Source organism: Nonlabens ponticola (assembly GCF_003966335.1).
GTDB lineage: Bacteria > Bacteroidota > Bacteroidia > Flavobacteriales > Flavobacteriaceae > Nonlabens > Nonlabens ponticola.
In genome coordinates this window covers 1,834,042-1,852,642 of the sequence record NZ_CP034549.1, presented here as the reverse complement: position 1 = coordinate 1,852,642, position 18,601 = coordinate 1,834,042, and the positions used below count along the sequence as shown (strand labels likewise).

Below are 18,601 nucleotides of genomic sequence, written 5' to 3'. Positions count from 1 at the left end.
TTACATTTACCACAAATGTAGGTGTATGCACACTCAACCACAAAAGCTCTCATGAATTATCTAGCTCACGTCTATCTATCAGGTGATGACAAGGAATTGCGCATAGGTAATTTCATTGCCGACAGCGTGCGTGGTAAAAACTTCAAGATGTTTCCTAGACGCGTTTCAGATGGAATAATTCTACACCGCAAGATTGACACCTATACAGACTCGCATCCTATTGTGTCCCAAAGTAAGGAGATCATTAGACCTAAATACGGTTTGTGGAGCAGTGTGATTATAGATCTATTTTATGATCATTTTCTAGCAGCTCAATGGTCTGAATATAACGAGATGCAACTACTGCCTTTTACCGAAAATTTTTATGCCGATTTAAAGGAGTACTATGCCGTACTACCTTCAAAAGTTCAACGATTCCTGCCTATAATGATTGAATATAATTGGCTCTACTCCTATCGTACGGTTGAAGGAATGAGTCGTATCCTACATCAAATGAATAAGAGAACAAGAGGTAAAAGCAAGATGCAATTTGCTGCCATAGATCTTGAAAAGCATTACAATGTGTTGCAATCGCATTTTGATCAATACATGGCAGAGTTGGAAGAGTATGTGAGCCATCAAAAAGAAAGCCTAACCAATATGGATAGGCTTTGATTATTATATCAGTCGCATTGATTGCGATTATTGGATAATGATTTTCTCTGTCATTATTTGTCCATCATTTACCACTTTAAGAATGAAATTACCTGTGTTGATATTAGCTGGTAAATGGACTTCTATAGATTGGTTTGCAACGGCAGTAATCTCATGGCTATAAACTTCTTGACCTAACAAATTAGTGAGACTTATGGTGGTCAATCCGGATAGGCTTGTAGCGCTAATAAACAATTTGCCTGAAGTTGGGTTAGGATACACTGTTAAGTCGAGTGACTCAAAATCACTATTAGAAAGCGTGCTTTGAGTTGAGACAATGGTAAAGCGATTTACTGCGTCGTTATCATCTTCATTTTTGTCAAAAGCATACCAGCTTTTTTCCGATTTGGATAATGGCGTATAATTATCAGTCACAGCATCATATAGGAATAGATCTTTATCATACCGTGTGGCATCTATAGATAATCTGTAGCGATCACTGCGCAGATGATTTAATCCTATCTCGATCTTGTCATTGTTCTCTATGCTAGGAAGACGATTTACACTCAGCTTTGTATCGTTGACAATAGTGTAAATACTCTCGTCTAGATTCATAAACTTGGCAGCATCTTCATTTGTAGCTAGCGCGCTATAGTCTTCCTTGAAAATAGCAATGGTTCCGTCAAGTGCGGTTTCTCCATCTATTTCATTTTCAGGATATAGCGATACTCGTACCATCGATGGTATGCTGTAAACATCTAGTGTCTCTTGAGCAGTATTTTTGTTAGCTTCCGCGAAAGCGATACTAGCACTACCATCATTGCTGGTCGTTATAAAGAATGCTGTATTAGGCTGTAAGAATTTATTAATTGCTGATCCATCAACGGTATTTGTATTTGTATCCAATAATAGATTTACATAAGCACCACGCTCGTTGATAGTAGGATCCCACATATAAATATCAGTCTGACTCACATTGGTGGAAGCGGCAATAACCTGAGATAAATCAACTGGAGCCTGGTATGGATTACCTATCATATTAAAGTCGCCAGCATTTTGACTCAAGTTAGTTTGGTTTACTTGCTGTGTGACAAGTTCTCCCGTCATTCTCAAAGTCGTTGCAGTCGCCGTTGCCTCATTATTACTCAGATCTACAGTTCTATCACCGCGTACAAACAATCTATACGGTTTTCCCGCGACAAGCACATCAGTTGCAGAATTTGTACTTGTAACTGCGGTCCAGTTACTGGCTGTATTGTCAAAACTATATAAACTAGGATTACCAGTGGCTGTTGCGTCAAAGCCATTTGCACCGCTTGCGTCACCTGTTATATGCGTTCCTTGACCTGAGACCACTGACCCGCTTTCCTGCCAGTTCTCATAGATACTGGATGTCGTGGTCACTGGAGAGCTAATAAATCTAAAAGCCCGTTTACCCGGTATAAATCGTTCTACCTGAACATCTCCATTGATAGTAACACCGCTAGGAACCTGATCTACATAGGCCGTTCCAGCAGCAGTACTTTTAAGAATAATCTTGTTGCCCGAGGTAATATCAATCTGGCCAGATGCGGCAGTCAAAATATTGGTAACACTCACATCGGCATTTATAGTAACAGCTGCATTCGTTTCTAAATTATGAATAGAAGCTGCAGAACCATTGATGCTGTGCGCACCATCGACAGTCAATCGCATGGTGCCGTTACTGTCATTGATCGCGCCATTGATCGTTAGATTACCAGCCACGTCAATTATTGAATCGTCCAGATCTAGAGTCGCACCATTGTCTACCGTAACATTTTTAAATGTTAGATTTTGCGGCAAACGATATGAGCCATCCTGAACAATTAAATTATCAAATCGAGTCGTTAAGTTCACAGGAGATTGCGGTGTAATCGCGTTGCTGGCATATATAAATGTCAATGGATCTGGTTCAAATGGTGTAGCATCAGTTGTCAAACTACCAGTGTCACTCCTATTCCATTGTGCCAGATCAAATACGGCTGCTCTAGAATTCTGGGATCGCTTGCGACTAATCCTTCTATTATTGCTAAAGTCCCAATCCTGACCTGCTCCATCTTGATCTAAATTACCATAGGAATCAAGGGCTACATAGGCTAAAGAATTAAAGCTGTTTTGATACACTAACGCATAGGGATCGTCGCCATCACCACCTAACAAATCGTCACTAGCTACCAAATCTGGTGCTTGACCATAAATGGCATTGAAGCCATCACGACCCACTACGAAATACTGTCCAGGCGCAACCGTGCCTGTAAGTGCTAGCTCTTCTTGATTAGTATTATCACCGCTGCGTTGACGACCTAGAACGACGCCAGTTTCAGCGAGGTCCACGTCCTGATCACCGTAGTTATAGATCTCAACAAAAACACCTTCTCTATCATCACTAGGATTAGTTACCTCACTTATATAAATACTGGGTTTCTTGATATATTCAAATTTGAAAATAGCACCAGGATTTTCAATTGGCAAACCATCTGTTCCTGATGGACCACTGGTTTGACCCTTGCTATCCGTTATGGCGTAGATAGTCTTGCCGTCAGCGCTCATAGCGATATCCCGATATCTATCTACCGTCGCGTGAAATGAAATCAAACCATTTGTAGTACCACCACCAACGATACCATCACCAGCTGCATTAAGCTCATAACGATAAATTGTTCCTGATTTGAGTGATGGAATCAAGATGCTTTTATTCCATGGTATATCACCATTGCCTTCATAAATATCAATGCTTGATGGTGCAATGGTAGGCCAAGTTCTAAAACCTCCTGGTGGATTCTCGCCATTATTAGAATTATAATTTGCTATAGGATCTACAAGATCACTAGGCCGTGCTTGATCCAATTCAGGGTAAACATCTGCACTATCACCGTCAAAAGAACAATCATTATTACCATTTCCCGCATAAGTAGAATTCGTGGCGCACAGCGATTGTTTTTTACAATGCGTGAACCCAATACCATCACGATCACCAACAATGAACGGCCAGCCGTAATTACCACCAGCAGTAATAATGTTTACTTCATCATCTACCCGATCACCGTGCTCACTGCTATAGAGCGTACCATCAGCAGCAAAAATGATTCCTTGAGCATTTCTATGTCCATAACTATATATATGACTACGCACTCGAGTGCCGCTGGCGCTTTGATCAGAAAATGTATAGTTCGTATTATCTACTGTAACTCCATCATCGCTAAGTACATCGTGCGGTAGGAAAGTAGGATTATCTGCTGGAATGCCACCGGTAAGTGTCATGCGCAGGATTTTTCCCTTATAATCTCTCCACTCCTTATTATTGACTTCTTGTTGTGTAGGCAGTGATTGTGATTGTATGACCACGCACTTATTCTTAAATTGATTGTAACCCAAATCACCACTAGTAAAATACAGCATACCGTCTGGCCCTATCTTCATGCGCGCGCTACTGTGATCATTACTACCGGCAAGCTTATCTATCAAGGTAAAGCCAGAATCGGGATCTAGATCATCGCTTCCTGGACGATATGTGTAGCGCTCGATACGCAATTCTCTAAGACCACTTACCGTATAGATATCAGTTGCTGCATTTGCTTCATAGGTGTATGCTAGATATACATAAGGATCAGTAGGATTGTTGGTGTACAGACTTGGATGGATAGCCATACCCATGAGACCATCTTGGCCAGCGTTTGAAAACACCTTTGATCGCAAATCCAGCATTATTTCCTTCTCACCTGTATCAGGATTGATACGTACGACGCTCGCGCCGTTGTCAGTACCACCTTGCGCAGTCGTTAGTACTTGACGCTCTGTAATCCATAGCCAGCCGTCGGGACCTTCAGTAATTTCATTGGCATTATTTACAATTTGATTACCGTCTGGCGATTGTAAGTTGGTGATCTTAGTGACTTTCCATTCATCTGCATCAACTTCAAACTGCTGTGCTTGAATTCCTTGCATTGCAGTAATGGCTACTGCAATTGAGAGTAGAGTTTTCTTCATCCTTAAAATGATAGATTTGTTAAGGTTTAGTTAATGATAAATTTAGTGCTAATTGTCTTAGAATCAGCAATTATTTCGGCTAAGTAGATACCTGATGCTACCATTGGCATTGAATAACCGTTGAGGAGATTAGTTATTCCGCTTTCGCGAAAGCGTAATAGTTCCTTACCCAACAGGTCATAAACAACAACCTCGCTAGCAGAACCAGTTGGATCAACGAGTTTCAATTCCTGACGATTGTTGCTATAGAATAGACTAAGTGTTTGCTGGCTTGAAATATCATCGTTGGACAATGTGGAGTTCGAAAACACCAGGGCAAATCTATTCTCATCCTTTCCAGCCGTAGCCATTTGATATAGGTACTCTCCAGAGCGCAAGTCGTGATAAATCCCCAAGGTCGCATCATGGAGGTAAACAGGTTGGCTCTCATCAATATTTTGAAGCTGTATGGCGTTGATACTGTAATCGGTATTTATTTCACCTCTTACGGTAATTCCTATGGCTGTTGCGCCAGTAATCATAGGCAATGCTGCCATGTTGAGATACTGCTCGTCAAATCCTTGCAAAACCATGTCTGATCCACTACCAGCAAGGTTTGTAACTGCATCATAACCATAGTCACGACCATTTGTGAACGTCTCGCTGAATCCAATATAGAATTCACGATTTGCTCCTTTTTCCGATTCAAAACCTAACCTAATGAGAGGTATTTCTGTGTTTTGATAAGGTGTGCGATCTTCCTGTGGCAAGCCGCTACCTGGAGCGTTAAAGAATACGGAGCCACCACTAGATTCTGTGGCAAAGTATCGTTGCGAATTGTTGAACTCGATGTTACCGTCTGCTACTACATTCACTAGAAATCCTTGTGCCACCGGTAGGTATCTTTTAGGAGCAAAGGCAAGAAGCTCACTCAGATTTAACGCATCAAGAGCTCCCAAGCCATCGTATTGAGTGGCTTTGAGAACGCCTAGTTTAGTTACCGTGGCATAACCACCTTCATAATTAGCAAGGATATGATCTGTACCTTTAAATTGCTGCCATAGAAAAATAGTTCCATCAATTACCTCACTGCCAGGAACCGTATTATCATCGATAAACTTGTGTAAATCAATAGCAGATGGATAAGGATTACCCAAAACAGAAATGGTCTCATTAACAAGTGGATCACCATCTGCATCAATGGCAGGTATTAATATCGTGCCGTTGTTAGGTACACCTTCAAAAGTGAATTGATGTAAGGCACTAGGCGCGTTGGGACCTTTTTGTGTCCAACCGAGTCCTGGACGAATATCAGTGGTAGCAGGATCAACTCTGGTCCAGTCTGCGTAACCTGTACCATTGAACATAGTATACAACCAGTCTGAGCTTACGGTTGCCGGTATGGTGAATGATGGTGTTTCAGCAGGTGTAAAGTTTACATAATCACTGCCATCCTTTAATTGACTTAATCTAAATGAGGCATTTGAAGCACCTAAATTATGAGTCGTGACAGGAGAGCTCCAGTAGTTATAGGAATGAACATCTGCCGTGCCTTCTTGTCTTCTTTTAAGTCCACCGCTTGCTCCAGCGATCAATACACTTTCCTCTTCTTGAATGAGTTGTGCATCATCCTGTAGATCGATGGTACCATCTAGTATAAGTTGATAGCTGTTTGCTAGCAGTTTGTCTGTGGCAACAGTAACGGTCTTGCCAGCGTCCACTTTCAAGCCTACCATGTTATAGTCAAGAATTTGTGTAACGTTATGTTTTACATGAACAATGGTAAAGTCGGTATTTGCGATATCATCTGCATCCCATACATCTGGATGTGTATAGGTAGCATCCAGACTCAAATCGCCATTTTGTGCTGTCACATAAGGTAATGGTGCCGTTTGTGGTTGTATCTTTTTTATGTTATACATTGTCGATGGCACGGCAACGGCTGCCTTGTCAAACATGGTTGATCTAGTAAATTGCGAGAATGGGAAATATCCAATCATACTCGTATAAGATTCATTGAGCTGCGTACTTAAGAAAGATCCTGATATGACGCCGCTGTCGTCTTGCACTTCTTGATAGATCATACGGCGCAATTCCTTTAATTCTAGAACCTTATTAAAGAGACGCACCTCATCAATGGCACCGTCGAAGAACTTGCTGACTGTACCTGAAGAAGCCTTGGCACCTATCGTGAAAGGTTCTGATACGTCTATTCTCAAGGATCCACTTGTCGCTGTTCTCGAAGCATCTTCTAAACCATTCAAGAAAATTTTGACCTCATTTCCAGCACTAAATGTGACAGATATATGATGCCACTTGCCAGGATCGAGGCTAGTGTTAGAGGTGAGCAATACCGTACTGCTCGTAAGTTTGCTCGCGATATTCACTTTTCTATCATTCATAACGGATAATTCTATTCCAGAATCATTGAAAACGGTGCGTGTACCTGAATAACTAGGATCTAGCATGACCCAAGCCATTAAAGTATAATCCTGTAAACCAGCTGATAATGGAGCGCTAGATTGAACGTAATCGTTGCGTCCATCAAAGTCAATGGTATAGTCGTCTGATAAATTAATGGGTGCGCCAAAGAGTACGGTATCATAATCATTGGTAGTGTCGATAACGCCATCCTTATCCACATCTTCTGTACCGTCAACCTTACCATCATTATTTAAATCCTGATTTCTATAGTATGAATCATCTATATCGCTACCATTTGATAGGTCATTGAGTGGATCATTGCTGTCAATATCTAGAAAATCAGGGATGCCGTCAACATCAGTGTCAATAGGAAGATTGTAAGTTCCTGTACCATGATCTAGAAATCCATAAATATCATTATCAGCGTCATTTGTATCAAAGTCGCTAAAGTTATTTCCAGTCAAGAATCCATCGCCATCACTATCTGTGGTAGAGTCCTTATCATCGGCATCCGTGCCTTCACCCATACCGTCAGCATCCACGTCTAAATCTCCGAAACCGTCATTTTCAAGGACATCTAGTAATCCATCATTATCACTATCGAGATCTAGATGGTTAGGAACACCATCACCATCAGTATCTGCAGGTGTGTGCGATTCATACGCGTCATGCATGCCATTGCCATTCAGGTCAATCCATTCTGCACTACCCAGATTGTTAGAATTATAGGTGGTTCCATCTCTATCTGCATCAACTACGCCCACCAAACCTGCTGGTCTACCTATTTCTATCACATTAGGGATGCCGTCGTTATCACTATCTATATCAATAACATCTGCAACACCATCTCGATCCAGGTCACAAAGTTGTTGGGTAATTACTATATCATCGAGGGCTACATCATTACCCAATCCACCTAATTGGTCATTGATAAACGTGACAGTAAACGTCGATACCGTAGGCGTGAAAGTTCTGGTAAATTGTTGCCAGCTGCCTTCTTCAGTTGTTACAATGGTAGGAGCGATATCTCCAGTCAAGAGTGTCGTGGATGTACCAGGATCTGCCTGGTCAATTATTGCGTTGCCTGATTCATCTGTAAATTCGACTCTAATACGTGGCCTCAATCTAGTGTCGATTCCTGGGGCATCGACTCTATCTATATTCAAAACCCAAAATGAGTAAGTTACCGGAACATTAGCAATTACACCATCAATCTTAGTTTTATAGAATTCACCTGGATCGATACTTGCATTGAAAATCGCCATTCTACCGTTACTATCACCAGACGTGTGATCTTTTCCCATATGCCAATAAGCAGGTGCCCAAGTTGTAATTTGAGCCGATGGTCCTACGGTGTACTCGCCATCGTTAAGATTGGCGTCTGTGTCATTTTCATCTGCCGCCTGTGAGTTTGTATTATCTTCAAAGAAATACGTAGTAGTAACATTAGGATTGTTATCATTAATACGAACAGTAGTGGTTCCTGTACCAAAGGTTTCATTTAAAAATTCTCTTTCAACTACTGTAGAACTCGGTACAAAAACACAACTGGATTGTTCTGTTGCATCTACAATTCCATCATTGTCATCATCTATATCAATGTTATCAGTAACTCCATCTCCGTCTGTATCAGGAAATGTTTGTTTTCCTTCTCCGGTAATATGAAAAGTATAAGGATTTTTTATTGGGTCAGAAGTTTGTATGGAAACAACGGCATTGTTGGTCTCAATTGCCGTCGGATCATATCCTATAACAAACGTGGTTGATTGTCCTGAAAGAAGTGTCTTGATCGGTGGCTGAGTCACAACCCTAAATTGAGCATCGCCTATTAATTGAATACGGCTAGGTTTACTGTTTGCTAATTCCACTGTATTAGCTCCATTGTTGAAGATGGTAAATGTATTTTGTACTTCTCCAGAGTTCAAATCAAATGAACCAAAGTTTGTATTGTCTGAACCTGTTGGTGTTATATCATTGTTATCAATCACGAGCGCATTTGACAATACCGTGGTGTCAAAAGCTGGTTTTACAACATTGATACTATAGTCCTCAACCTCAACTCTAGATTCCCAAGATTCTAGACATGGATTTGACGCATTCCAGTCATATGCCGTTTTTACACGAACACGTTTTAATCCGACGGACGCGTTGCTGGGAATGCCATAATCAAAAGAGAAAAAAGTGTCAAAAAGAGTTTGTGTCCTATAAATAATCTCGCCAGCGTCGACAAAATCCCCATCGTTGTTCCAGTCAATGTAGATGGAAAATCGGCTAGCTGTCTGTAGGTTGCTAGAATCACTACCTGTTTCAAAATTGAAAGATAACGTTGTTCCTCTAGCAATATCAGTGGATAGTGCTGAGTAGTCCTGATAACCAAATGGTGCGATAACTGTAAATGGCGTGGCTGTAGTTTGGTCATTGTCAATACTGCCTATTTGAACTCTTTTGAAATAAATTTCGTCAGCAGCATCTTGACTACCTGTATCGCGGACAGTACATTGAGCATGACTAGCAAAAAAAGCGAAAAAGGCAGAAAAGCTTAGAATCGTTTGCCTCTTACTTGTTTTAATTTTTTTAAGAAATGAGAAATCATTGAAACCCCTGTAGAATGACATGCTTGATGCTAATCGACTGATTTTAAGTATAGTTTTCATCATGATGGTAGTATGATAATTCTATATCAAATTGCGATAAAACGTAATATTTTCCCAATGAAATGCATTAAAGAGGCTGTTTTGTGAAATAAATGTCTAAACACCTGCTTTTAATCGATGAAATTTGCAAAAACTAAGTTTGGTAAGTTTATTGACTTAAAAATCAGGATAATGCAACATTTCGTCAACAAAAAACCCTGCCGATTGGCAGGGTTTTTAATTTATTTAGACACTTCCTATTTATTGGGAATAATCAATTCTTGACCTGGATGAATTACATCTGGATTCTTGAGCTTGTCTGTATTTGCCTCAAAGATCTTTTTGTATTTCATAGGGTCTCCATAATATTTTTTGGCAATCAAACTCAAGGATTCGCCTTTTTCAACCGTATGCATCGCATAGACTGATTTGTCAGCGACCTTAATGTCTGCACTTATATCTGACGGATTCTCGCCACCAGCTGCTTTGATTGCATCCCATAATTGATCCTTCTGGTACTGATTGGCTGTCGTGCCGCTTATCTCAAGTTTATCGCCATTTACTTTGACGTCGCCTCCTATGATGTTAAGCTTTTCTCCTAGATCTAGGACACTTTGATATTTCTGTTTTACCATGATTTAAAATTTATTGGTTGAGTTTAAATATACAGTCAAGATGATCAATGCTATGGCAATGTTTTATTAAAGTATTACTCATCCTCTTTGATTGTCGTGTAAACATTATTTACATCATCATCCTCATCAAGCTTTTCTAGCAGCTTATCCACATCTTCTCTTTGTTCGGCAGTCAATTCTTTTTGCACGGTAGGTATGTACTCAAAATCAGAACTCAAAATCTCGATTCCCATTTCTTCCAACCCTTTTTGCAACGCACCATAGTTTTGAAACTCTGCATAGATCATGATACCATCGACGCTGTTATCATCATCATCATCTTTCTCGTCTAGAAATAGCTCTTCTGCACCATAATCAATAAGTTCTAATTCTAGCTCCTCAAGATCGTGATCTGCAGCCGGAATCCTAAAATGGCACTTGTGATCAAACATAAATTCAACTGATCCACTGGTTCCCAGACTACCATCATACTTATTAAAGTAACTGCGCACATTTGCTACAGTCCTATTATTATTGTCGGTAGAGGTTTCAACTAGAACTGCAATACCATGAGGCGCATATCCTTCAAAAAGAACCGTTTCATAGTTTGCCGTGTCCTTATCGCTTGCCTTTTTGATAGCGCGCTCCACGTTTGCCTTAGGCATGTTCACAGATTTCGCGTTTTGTATGACCGCTCTCAATCGAGCGTTGGCATCAGGATCTGGACCACCTTCTTTTACAGCAATAACGATATCCTTACCTATTCTTGTAAATGCCTTGGACATGGCGCTCCATCGTTTCATCTTGCGCGCCTTGCGGAATTCAAATGCTCTTCCCATGTAATCTGTCTAGTTTAAAAAAGTAAAATTAAGGCTATGCCATCGTGTTTGCAACAAGGCATAAAAAAACCGCCTCGCGGCGGTTATAATTTCATCTATCTATCTGATAACAATCAATGGTTGCAACTCATCCCTTATCCTACTATAAACTAGCAATTGTGGTCTCGTGAGAATATCAGCCATTTCTCGACCTTGCTCTCTATAAAGATCACTTAGTAGATTGTTCTTTAATGAAACATCAATACTATCATCGTCAATAACTTCTTGATAGCGTTTAATAAATTCTTCATTTTTTCTTTCTGTAAGCATGAGTTGCCTCTCAGTTAAAGATAGTTCCTGATCAAATTCAAGAGCAAGATTTTTTGCTTCTTGACTGATCTCTTGATCTGCATAAGGTTCAACGTATGCTTGCGCACTCAATTGCAAGCATCCCATTAATAATAAGAGTAGAGTAAGATTTTTCATGACATTTTTATTTAAATCTACAACGAGTTCACCATACATAATCTTAAGGCTTAACTAAATCATTCTCAATAGAATGCAAATAAAAAACCGCCTTGCGGCGGTTTTTATCAATCCTCTTCTTCTATTATTACTAATGGTTGTATCTCACCACGTATTTTCCTGTAGCGTGCCAACTGCGGTCTAGTCAAAATATCTGCCATTTCTCGGGACTGCTCTTCATACATTTCTTTCATTCTATAATTCTTCTCGGCTATCGTTAGTTCTTCATTATCAAAAATTAAACCTTGACGCTGTAAAAATTCTTCATTCAGTTTTTCTACCATCAACAACTGCTTTTCAGTCAGTGAGAGTTTTTTATCAAAGTCAAAGGCCATTTCCTTAGCCATTTTACTCACATCGTCATCTGCACTAGGTGCGATGTACTCTTGTGCGCCTAGACTTAAGGATCCCATAAACGCAATAATCATCAGTATTTTTTTCATCTTTCTCTTTTATTTTAAAGTTACCTCAATGCAGGTCATTGTATTCTTAATCCTACATTAAAACAGATATAAAGCTTTGTGAAACAAAAAATCCCTTAACCTGTCGATTAAGGGATTTTTAAATAGCTGGAGACGACTACTCGTCTCCTACTATATGTTCAATGGCTGCTGCTAATTTAAAATCCTTCTCAGTCAAGCCGCCTACATCATGTGTGTTGAGCGTGATCTCAAGCGTGTTGTAAACATTATGCCAGTCTGGATGGTGTTCCATCTTTTCAGCCTCTAGCGCAATTCTCGTCATTACAGAGAAAGCGTCCATGAAATTGTCAAATTCGAACGTTGTATGAATGGCATCATCATAATAATCCCAACCTTCAACTTTTTGCAGATGTTTTTCAATCTGGTCTTCAGTCAACTTTTCCATTCTAGCTATCGCCTCCTAATGCGTTCTTCACTTTTCTTTTTGCTTCACCAAATGCCTCTTTGGCCTTTCCTTCGGCTTGTTCCGCTTTTCCTTCGGCTTCTTTCTTCTCATTGTCGGTCAATTTACCGTACTCCTCTTTCACTTTTCCTTTTGCCTGGTCAAATTTTCCTTCTAGCTCTTTATCGCTCATGATAGTAATTTTTAATTGTTATTATGTTTAAAATTAGCCCGCTTTCGCGAAAGCGTGACAAACAAAATCATAATCTTACCTAAAGCTTTCCCAAGTCTCTTTCTATCTTTACCGCATGAGGTACTTGATCCTATTACTCGTTTTACCGTGCCTGCTATGCGCACAGCAGTCCAATGACAGTATTCCCGTGCATTTGCGAGAAGTGCCTAGATATAATTTAATGGTGGAAACAGGTGTCGCGTTGCCTATAGGTGATTATGGCAACATCGCCTTGAGCGGACTCTCTATTGCAGGTAGTTACGATTATTACTTCAACAAGCGATTTGCATTTACGGCGGCTGTAAAACACCTATATAATGAGACTGCTTTTGAAAATTCAGGCACGGGAATCCCAAAAAATGAGACTTTATATGCTCTTACCGCTGGAGTTTTGGGTAGTAAGACTTATAATCGATTTCAAATTGATGTTTATGGCAGGACTGGTATTGGTTTTCTAGATACCAGAAGAGGAACCTTTCTCAATGGGAATAATGAAATCTTTTACACAAATGAAAATCAAAGCATAACGTCTGTATCTACAATTTTTGATGCTGGAGTCCGGTTTAATTATTACTTCCGTCGCAGCGTGCAGGTTTTTTTCTCACCACAATACGTGACAACAATAGGATCGCCACTAGAGTATAATATTCTTGGACCGGCCGTTAGCTCACAACCACAAGTCGCTCGTGAGTTGGTTGAGTACAATTTGAGCAATTTTATAGTATCCTTTGGTGTCAAATTCTCCTTAGGCAAGCGTTACTCAAACGGTGAGTTGCGCAAGGACGATTTCTAATTTAACACGATCTTACAGCAAGCCTTTTGTATGGCCTATATCTTTATAGTTCAAACAAAAACAGCTTGAAACTCTACCAAATACACACCAAACAAAAACTACCTATCTCACTAGACGAGGCTTGGGAGTTTTTGACAGATCCCAACAACCTCAAACTGCTCACGCCACCAGAAATGGAAATGACCGTACTCTACGGTACAGAGCGCGGCATGTATCCAGGCCAGCTCATTGAGTACAGCGTCAAGCCACTACCCTTTTTCAAGACTAATTGGGTCACACACATCACACAGGTTGAGGAGAAGAAATTCTTTGTCGATGAGCAGATGTATGGACCATACGCGACCTGGCACCACAAACATTTTGTGAGCGAGATTCCAGGCGGCACGCTTATGGAAGATGTGGTACATTACAGATTACCGCTGGGATTTCTAGGTAAAATGGTACAGCCATTTCTAGTAAAACCCAAGCTAGAAGAAATATTCCGCTTTCGCGAAAGCGCACTCATCAAACATTTTGGAGCTTATAACGAGCCCAGCAATCACGATCAAACTCTTAAACAAGATATACTCAACTAATTATGTCCAAGAATATTCTACTCATAGGCGGAAGCCACGGTATAGGGAATGCCATAGTCCAACACATGCATGATGGCAACAATGTTTTTGTTGCCTCACGCGAGAATGAAAACTTGCCCGATGGCGTGACCCACATTCCGTTTGATGCAACGAGTGATGAATTAGATACTAGTTCTTTGCCAGAAGCACTGCATGGTTTTGTGTATTGTCCAGGAAGCATCAATCTCAAGCCTTTCAAAATGCTGAAGCAAGAAGTGTTTGAAGAAGATATGCAGATCAACTTTTTCTCACTGGTAAAAGTAACCAGAGCAGTCATGCCACTTTTGACCAAAGCAGAAAGCAGCAGCGCGGTATTCTTCTCAACAGTTGCGGTGGCAACAGGTATGCCTTTTCATACCAGTGTAGCAGCGGCTAAAGGTGCCATTGAAGGTTTTGCAAAAGCACTAGCAGCAGAATATGCGCCAACGGTAAGAGTCAATGTGATCGCACCATCGCTAGTGGACACACCACTAGCAGGTAGATTACTTAGTAACGATTCCAAAAAAGAAAAAATGGATGAGCTACACCCATTAAAGCGTGTAGGAACACCAGAAGATGTTGCTGGACTTGCTGTCTATTTACTGGAACAAAATGCAGGCTGGATGACTGGTCAAGTATTAGGAATTAATGGTGGTAAAGGATCCTTATCCGTATAATTTATGGCTGATAAAGTAAATATCTTTTGGTTCCGCAGGGATTTGAGGCTGGATGATAATGTGGGTTTCTATGAGGCTCTCAATGATGATTTGCCTGTCCTGCCTATTTTCATTTTTGACAAGAATATCCTTGACGAGCTACCAGAAGATGATGCACGAGTGACTTTTATCTTTGAAGAATTACAACGCATGCGTAGCAAACTGCAAGATGAAGTTGGCAGTTCCATCGCCATGTACTACGGCAAACCAGACGAAATATGGAAGGATCTGGTCGATGAATACAATGTTTCCAGTGTCTATACTAACCGCGATTATGAACCCTATGCCAAGGATCGCGATGGCGAGATTGAGAAGTTTTTGAACGATCATAACATTAAGTTCAAAACCTTTAAAGACCAAGTCATTTTTGAAAAGAGTGAGGTTGTCAAGAACGATGGCGATCCTTATGTGGTTTACACACCTTATAAAAATAAATGGCTGGAACGTTTTGAAGAAGAACACGGCGATGCTGATGGCTTAAGAGTTTACTACACCAGCTCTGTACTTGAGAATTGTATTGATCACTCAAGATTACCTAATCTGACCTTATCCGATATGGGTTTCAAAAAAAGTAGCATTGAGGTTCCCGAATATGACGTGAAGCCTACCACGATTGAGAATTACGAGGATACCAGAAATTATCCAGCACAAGAAGGAACTACTAGATTAGGAGTTTATCTGAGGTTTGGTGTTGCTAGTCCGCGTAAAATGGTCAAGAAAGGATTGCAATCAAAAAACATGACATTCCTATCAGAATTGATCTGGCGTGAATTCTTCATGCAGATATTGTTTCACTTTCCTGAAACGCGAGATAATGCGTTTAGATCCAAATATGATCGTATTGAATGGCGCAATAATGAGGATGAGTTTGAAAAGTGGAAAAAAGGTGAGACTGGATACAAACTAGTGGATGCAGGCATGCGACAACTCAACCAGACAGGCTACATGCACAACCGCGTGCGCATGCTTGTCGCTAGTTTTTTATGCAAGCATTTACTCATCGACTGGCGTTGGGGCGAGTCCTATTTTGCCGAGAAGCTTCTAGATTATGAAATGTCCAGCAATGTAGGTAATTGGCAATGGGCCGCTGGCAGTGGTGTTGATGCGGCACCTTATTTCAGGATATTCAACCCAATTACTCAAAAGGATAAGTTTGACAAAAACCGTGAGTATATAGAAGAGTTTGTACCAGAACATGATACGGACAAATATCCCGATATGATGGTGGATCACAAGGAAGCACGTGAACGTTGTCTTAAAACCTATAAAGATGCAGTGGCTTAAATCACATGGCACTATTACGAGAATTTGCATTCCGGCCTATGCCCTATTATTATTTGTTCTTTTGATAAGCTGTAAAGATTACAAAGAGGAAAGTCGCGAGAACTCGGTTGGCGAGACTTTAGAACCAGATTATAAAAAACGATCAAAACCAGATCTGTATAAAAATGTCACTGATCAAGATACCAGCTTAAATGAGACTGTTAGAAAAGTAGTTGAAAAGTCTGCTGAGCTTCTGGAAAATCTGGAAGATGACGAAGAAGACTACCCAGAGTTTGTTTATTTGCCCTTTGATTCCACAAGAGTGTTGCAATATCTAGGTCTAGCTGCCTTAAATGAGAATAGATCTGTTGAAGCTTTGCTTGGAAGTAATCTTGATAAAGGATATTTCTTAAAAGATGATATTCTGGAAACAGGTGATGGCACTTTTAATATATATAAATTGGTGTATGAAGATATTGATGTGGCATATTTCTACCACGAGAGTGGCAACATCACCACCATTGAGATCATAGACAGTGCTGGCGTCCCAGATGATATGATAAGTCCAGGGCATACTTTTGGTGAATTAAGCGCTACTTATGAAAATCCAGTGGCCTATGGTAGTGAAATCGAGGCACGAGTTTTTGTAAATATTGGCTCCATAGGATTCAGAATGGATAGTAGTTATGGTATCTATGAGCCTATCGATCTAGAGGATGATACAGAGATACTTTACATTCAGTTTTAGGCTCTGAATTGTTTTGAGATCAAATGTATCCGTATACTGATCTTTTCAAAGAAAACTGTTCTATAATTTAAGCTCAAACTACAACGTACTCGTAAGCCCAAAACTTTTTCTGCACAGTTTCAAAAGTGGGTATTTTACTGAATTTCAACAAGTTGAAATAATCACATTTAATAGTATTACTATTATTTATGGTAGTAATTCGTCGTTTGGCACGCTGGTTGTAATACCTAAGTAGATGAGTAATGAAACTTATCATTAATACCCTACTACTATGAAAAATCTCTCCGCAGTTTTTGTGATGCTGTTCCTAGGATTGGGACTGGCACACGCCGAGAAGTCTGAAGATGTAGATCGCTACCGCGGTTACACAGACAATTTTATTTTTAATGAAGGTGGAATTGAGTTTGCCGTTTTCCCTGATGGACAATTTGATTTCAATTTCCTAGACTATGGACCACAGTTTGGCGTCAATGCAAATCTTGGTAACGTCAATATATCTTTCAATACAGGTTTTGATTACAATAGATTTGTACAGTACGACACCTATGGTGCCGTGATCCAGATCGAGAATACGCCTATTTACTATGATGAATATGGTCGTATCATTCAGGCTGGTAATGTGATAATCAATTACCGCAATGGATACGTACACAACATTGGTAATCTTTATGTAAACTATGCGCGTCCTGGTGTGATATTGAACTATCGTGGTTATATCAATAACTTTAATAGGTTCTACACTTTCAGACCATGGCACAGGTTTTATGCAGCGCCGATAGTGGATCGTGTGATAGTATATAACACGCCTTATAGAAGATTCTATAACCCTATTAGATTTTCATGGAACTATCATAGAACCTACTGGAATTCTCCTACCTATTATAATGGATGCTTTGTTTCCAATAGAGCCTATAGAACTTTTTACAGACCTTATGATCGAGTAGTCTATAGAGATTATGAGAGAGGTCGCAGGAACAATCGAGGTCGTGCTATCGCGACCGGTCGTAGAGCGATTGATACTCGCAACGCGTATGCTAGTGGTAGAAAATCCTTGAGACGCAGTAATGACAATGTAGGCAGACGTGCGAGTCAATCTCGCAATGGTAGATCAAGTGGTCTTGCTTCTCGCTCTAATAATGGTAGAAAGATAACTGGTAATGATCGCAATGGTCGCAGTATCAACAATCGATCTACTGGTAGAAGTTCTAATAATAGAGCGACTAGTTCTAGAGGTAGAAGTACCCAGAACAAGGTGGGTACAAGAACTGCCAGAGGAAACTCTAATCGTAGTGGTGTAAGCACTAGAGGAAATTCTAGAACTTCAGATAATGCAAGAAGTAGCGCTGGACGCAGTTCACGATCTACTGCAGGCAATAGAAAAGCAATAACTAGAGACTCAAGAACTGCTTCAAGAGGTTCACGTGGAACTACGACACAAAGATCTCAAAGATCTGATCGCAAGAGCAGTGCGAGAACTTCACGATCTGATAATAGAGGATCAAGTGCACGCACCTCAAGCAATCGTGGCTCAAGAGCTAGAACGACTGCACCCAAAAGATCTAATAGATCAAGTGCAAGAACTAGCACGCCTAAAAGATCACAGTCTAAGGCAAGATCAAGCGCACCTAGTCGTTCTTCTTCAAAAGCAAGAACGAGCGCACCTAAAAGATCACAATCCAAAGCTAGAAGCAGCCGTGGATCAAGCAGTAAAAGATCATCTGGTAGATCATCCAGAAGAGGATAATTATAAAGTTGCGT

Annotated in this window: 15 protein-coding genes; 7 read left to right on the top strand and 8 right to left on the bottom strand. The window is 40.3% G+C overall.

The window, feature by feature from the left end; translation table 11 throughout:
* Positions 1-51 precede the first annotated feature (51 nt).
* Positions 52-654, top strand: coding sequence for an acyl carrier protein phosphodiesterase (locus EJ995_RS08400; protein WP_126447514.1), 603 nt, complete (start codon positions 52-54; stop codon positions 652-654).
* Between the two features lie 27 nt (positions 655-681).
* Here the strand turns inward: EJ995_RS08400 and EJ995_RS08395 are convergent, their stop codons facing one another.
* The 8 genes from EJ995_RS08395 to EJ995_RS08360 form a co-directional block, all read right to left on the bottom strand.
* A complete protein-coding gene (locus EJ995_RS08395; RefSeq protein WP_126447512.1) occupies positions 682-4,641 on the bottom strand; it encodes a PQQ-dependent sugar dehydrogenase in 3,960 nt (1,319 codons plus the stop codon).
* A gap of 26 nt (positions 4,642-4,667) precedes the next feature.
* Complete coding sequence (locus EJ995_RS08390; protein ID WP_164549899.1) at positions 4,668-9,659, bottom strand: LamG-like jellyroll fold domain-containing protein; 4,992 nt, start codon at positions 9,657-9,659, stop codon at positions 4,668-4,670.
* 275 nt (positions 9,660-9,934) lie between these two features.
* A complete protein-coding gene (locus EJ995_RS08385; RefSeq protein ID WP_206482233.1) occupies positions 9,935-10,312 on the bottom strand; it encodes a LysM peptidoglycan-binding domain-containing protein in 378 nt (125 codons plus the stop codon).
* 74 nt (positions 10,313-10,386) lie between these two features.
* Positions 10,387-11,130 (bottom strand): YebC/PmpR family DNA-binding transcriptional regulator, encoded by a 744-nt coding sequence (locus tag EJ995_RS08380; protein ID WP_126447506.1) that lies wholly within the window; start codon positions 11,128-11,130, stop codon positions 10,387-10,389.
* A 99-nt stretch (positions 11,131-11,229) separates the two neighbouring features.
* On the bottom strand, positions 11,230-11,595 hold the full coding sequence (locus EJ995_RS08375) for a hypothetical protein (RefSeq protein WP_126447504.1): 366 nt from the start codon (positions 11,593-11,595) through the stop codon (positions 11,230-11,232).
* Between the two features lie 107 nt (positions 11,596-11,702).
* Positions 11,703-12,077, bottom strand: a complete 375-nt coding sequence (locus EJ995_RS08370) for a hypothetical protein (protein ID WP_126447502.1) — start codon at positions 12,075-12,077, stop codon at positions 11,703-11,705.
* A gap of 136 nt (positions 12,078-12,213) precedes the next feature.
* Positions 12,214-12,501 carry a 4a-hydroxytetrahydrobiopterin dehydratase gene (locus EJ995_RS08365; protein WP_126447500.1) on the bottom strand — a complete coding sequence of 96 codons (288 nt, stop codon included), beginning with the start codon at positions 12,499-12,501 and terminating at the stop codon, positions 12,214-12,216.
* Between the two features lies 1 nt (position 12,502).
* The gene (locus EJ995_RS08360) at positions 12,503-12,691 is read right to left on the bottom strand and encodes a CsbD family protein (RefSeq protein ID WP_126447498.1); all 189 of its coding nucleotides are present in this window, start codon (positions 12,689-12,691) and stop codon (positions 12,503-12,505) included.
* Positions 12,692-12,806: 115 nt separating this feature from the next.
* Here EJ995_RS08360 and EJ995_RS08355 point away from each other — a divergent pair, with 115 nt between their 5' ends.
* The 6 genes from EJ995_RS08355 (at position 12,807) to EJ995_RS08330 (ending at position 18,587) form a co-directional block, all read left to right on the top strand.
* Entirely contained in the window at positions 12,807-13,523 is a 717-nt protein-coding gene (locus EJ995_RS08355) for a hypothetical protein (RefSeq protein ID WP_126447496.1), read from the top strand.
* A 65-nt stretch (positions 13,524-13,588) separates the two neighbouring features.
* On the top strand, positions 13,589-14,098 hold the full coding sequence (locus EJ995_RS08350; RefSeq protein WP_126447494.1) for an SRPBCC family protein: 510 nt from the start codon (positions 13,589-13,591) through the stop codon (positions 14,096-14,098).
* A gap of 2 nt (positions 14,099-14,100) precedes the next feature.
* Positions 14,101-14,793: an SDR family NAD(P)-dependent oxidoreductase gene (locus tag EJ995_RS08345; RefSeq protein ID WP_126447492.1), complete on the top strand. Its 693-nt coding sequence runs from the start codon at positions 14,101-14,103 to the stop codon at positions 14,791-14,793.
* Between the two features lie 3 nt (positions 14,794-14,796).
* Entirely contained in the window at positions 14,797-16,116 is a 1,320-nt protein-coding gene (locus EJ995_RS08340; RefSeq protein WP_126447490.1) for a cryptochrome/photolyase family protein, read from the top strand.
* Complete coding sequence (locus tag EJ995_RS08335) at positions 16,103-16,843, top strand: hypothetical protein (protein WP_126447488.1); 741 nt, start codon at positions 16,103-16,105, stop codon at positions 16,841-16,843. The genes EJ995_RS08340 and EJ995_RS08335 overlap by 14 nt, the downstream gene beginning before the upstream one ends.
* 271 nt (positions 16,844-17,114) lie before the next feature.
* Entirely contained in the window at positions 17,115-18,587 is a 1,473-nt protein-coding gene (locus EJ995_RS08330) for a hypothetical protein (protein WP_126447486.1), read from the top strand.
* Positions 18,588-18,601: the final 14 nt, after the last annotated feature.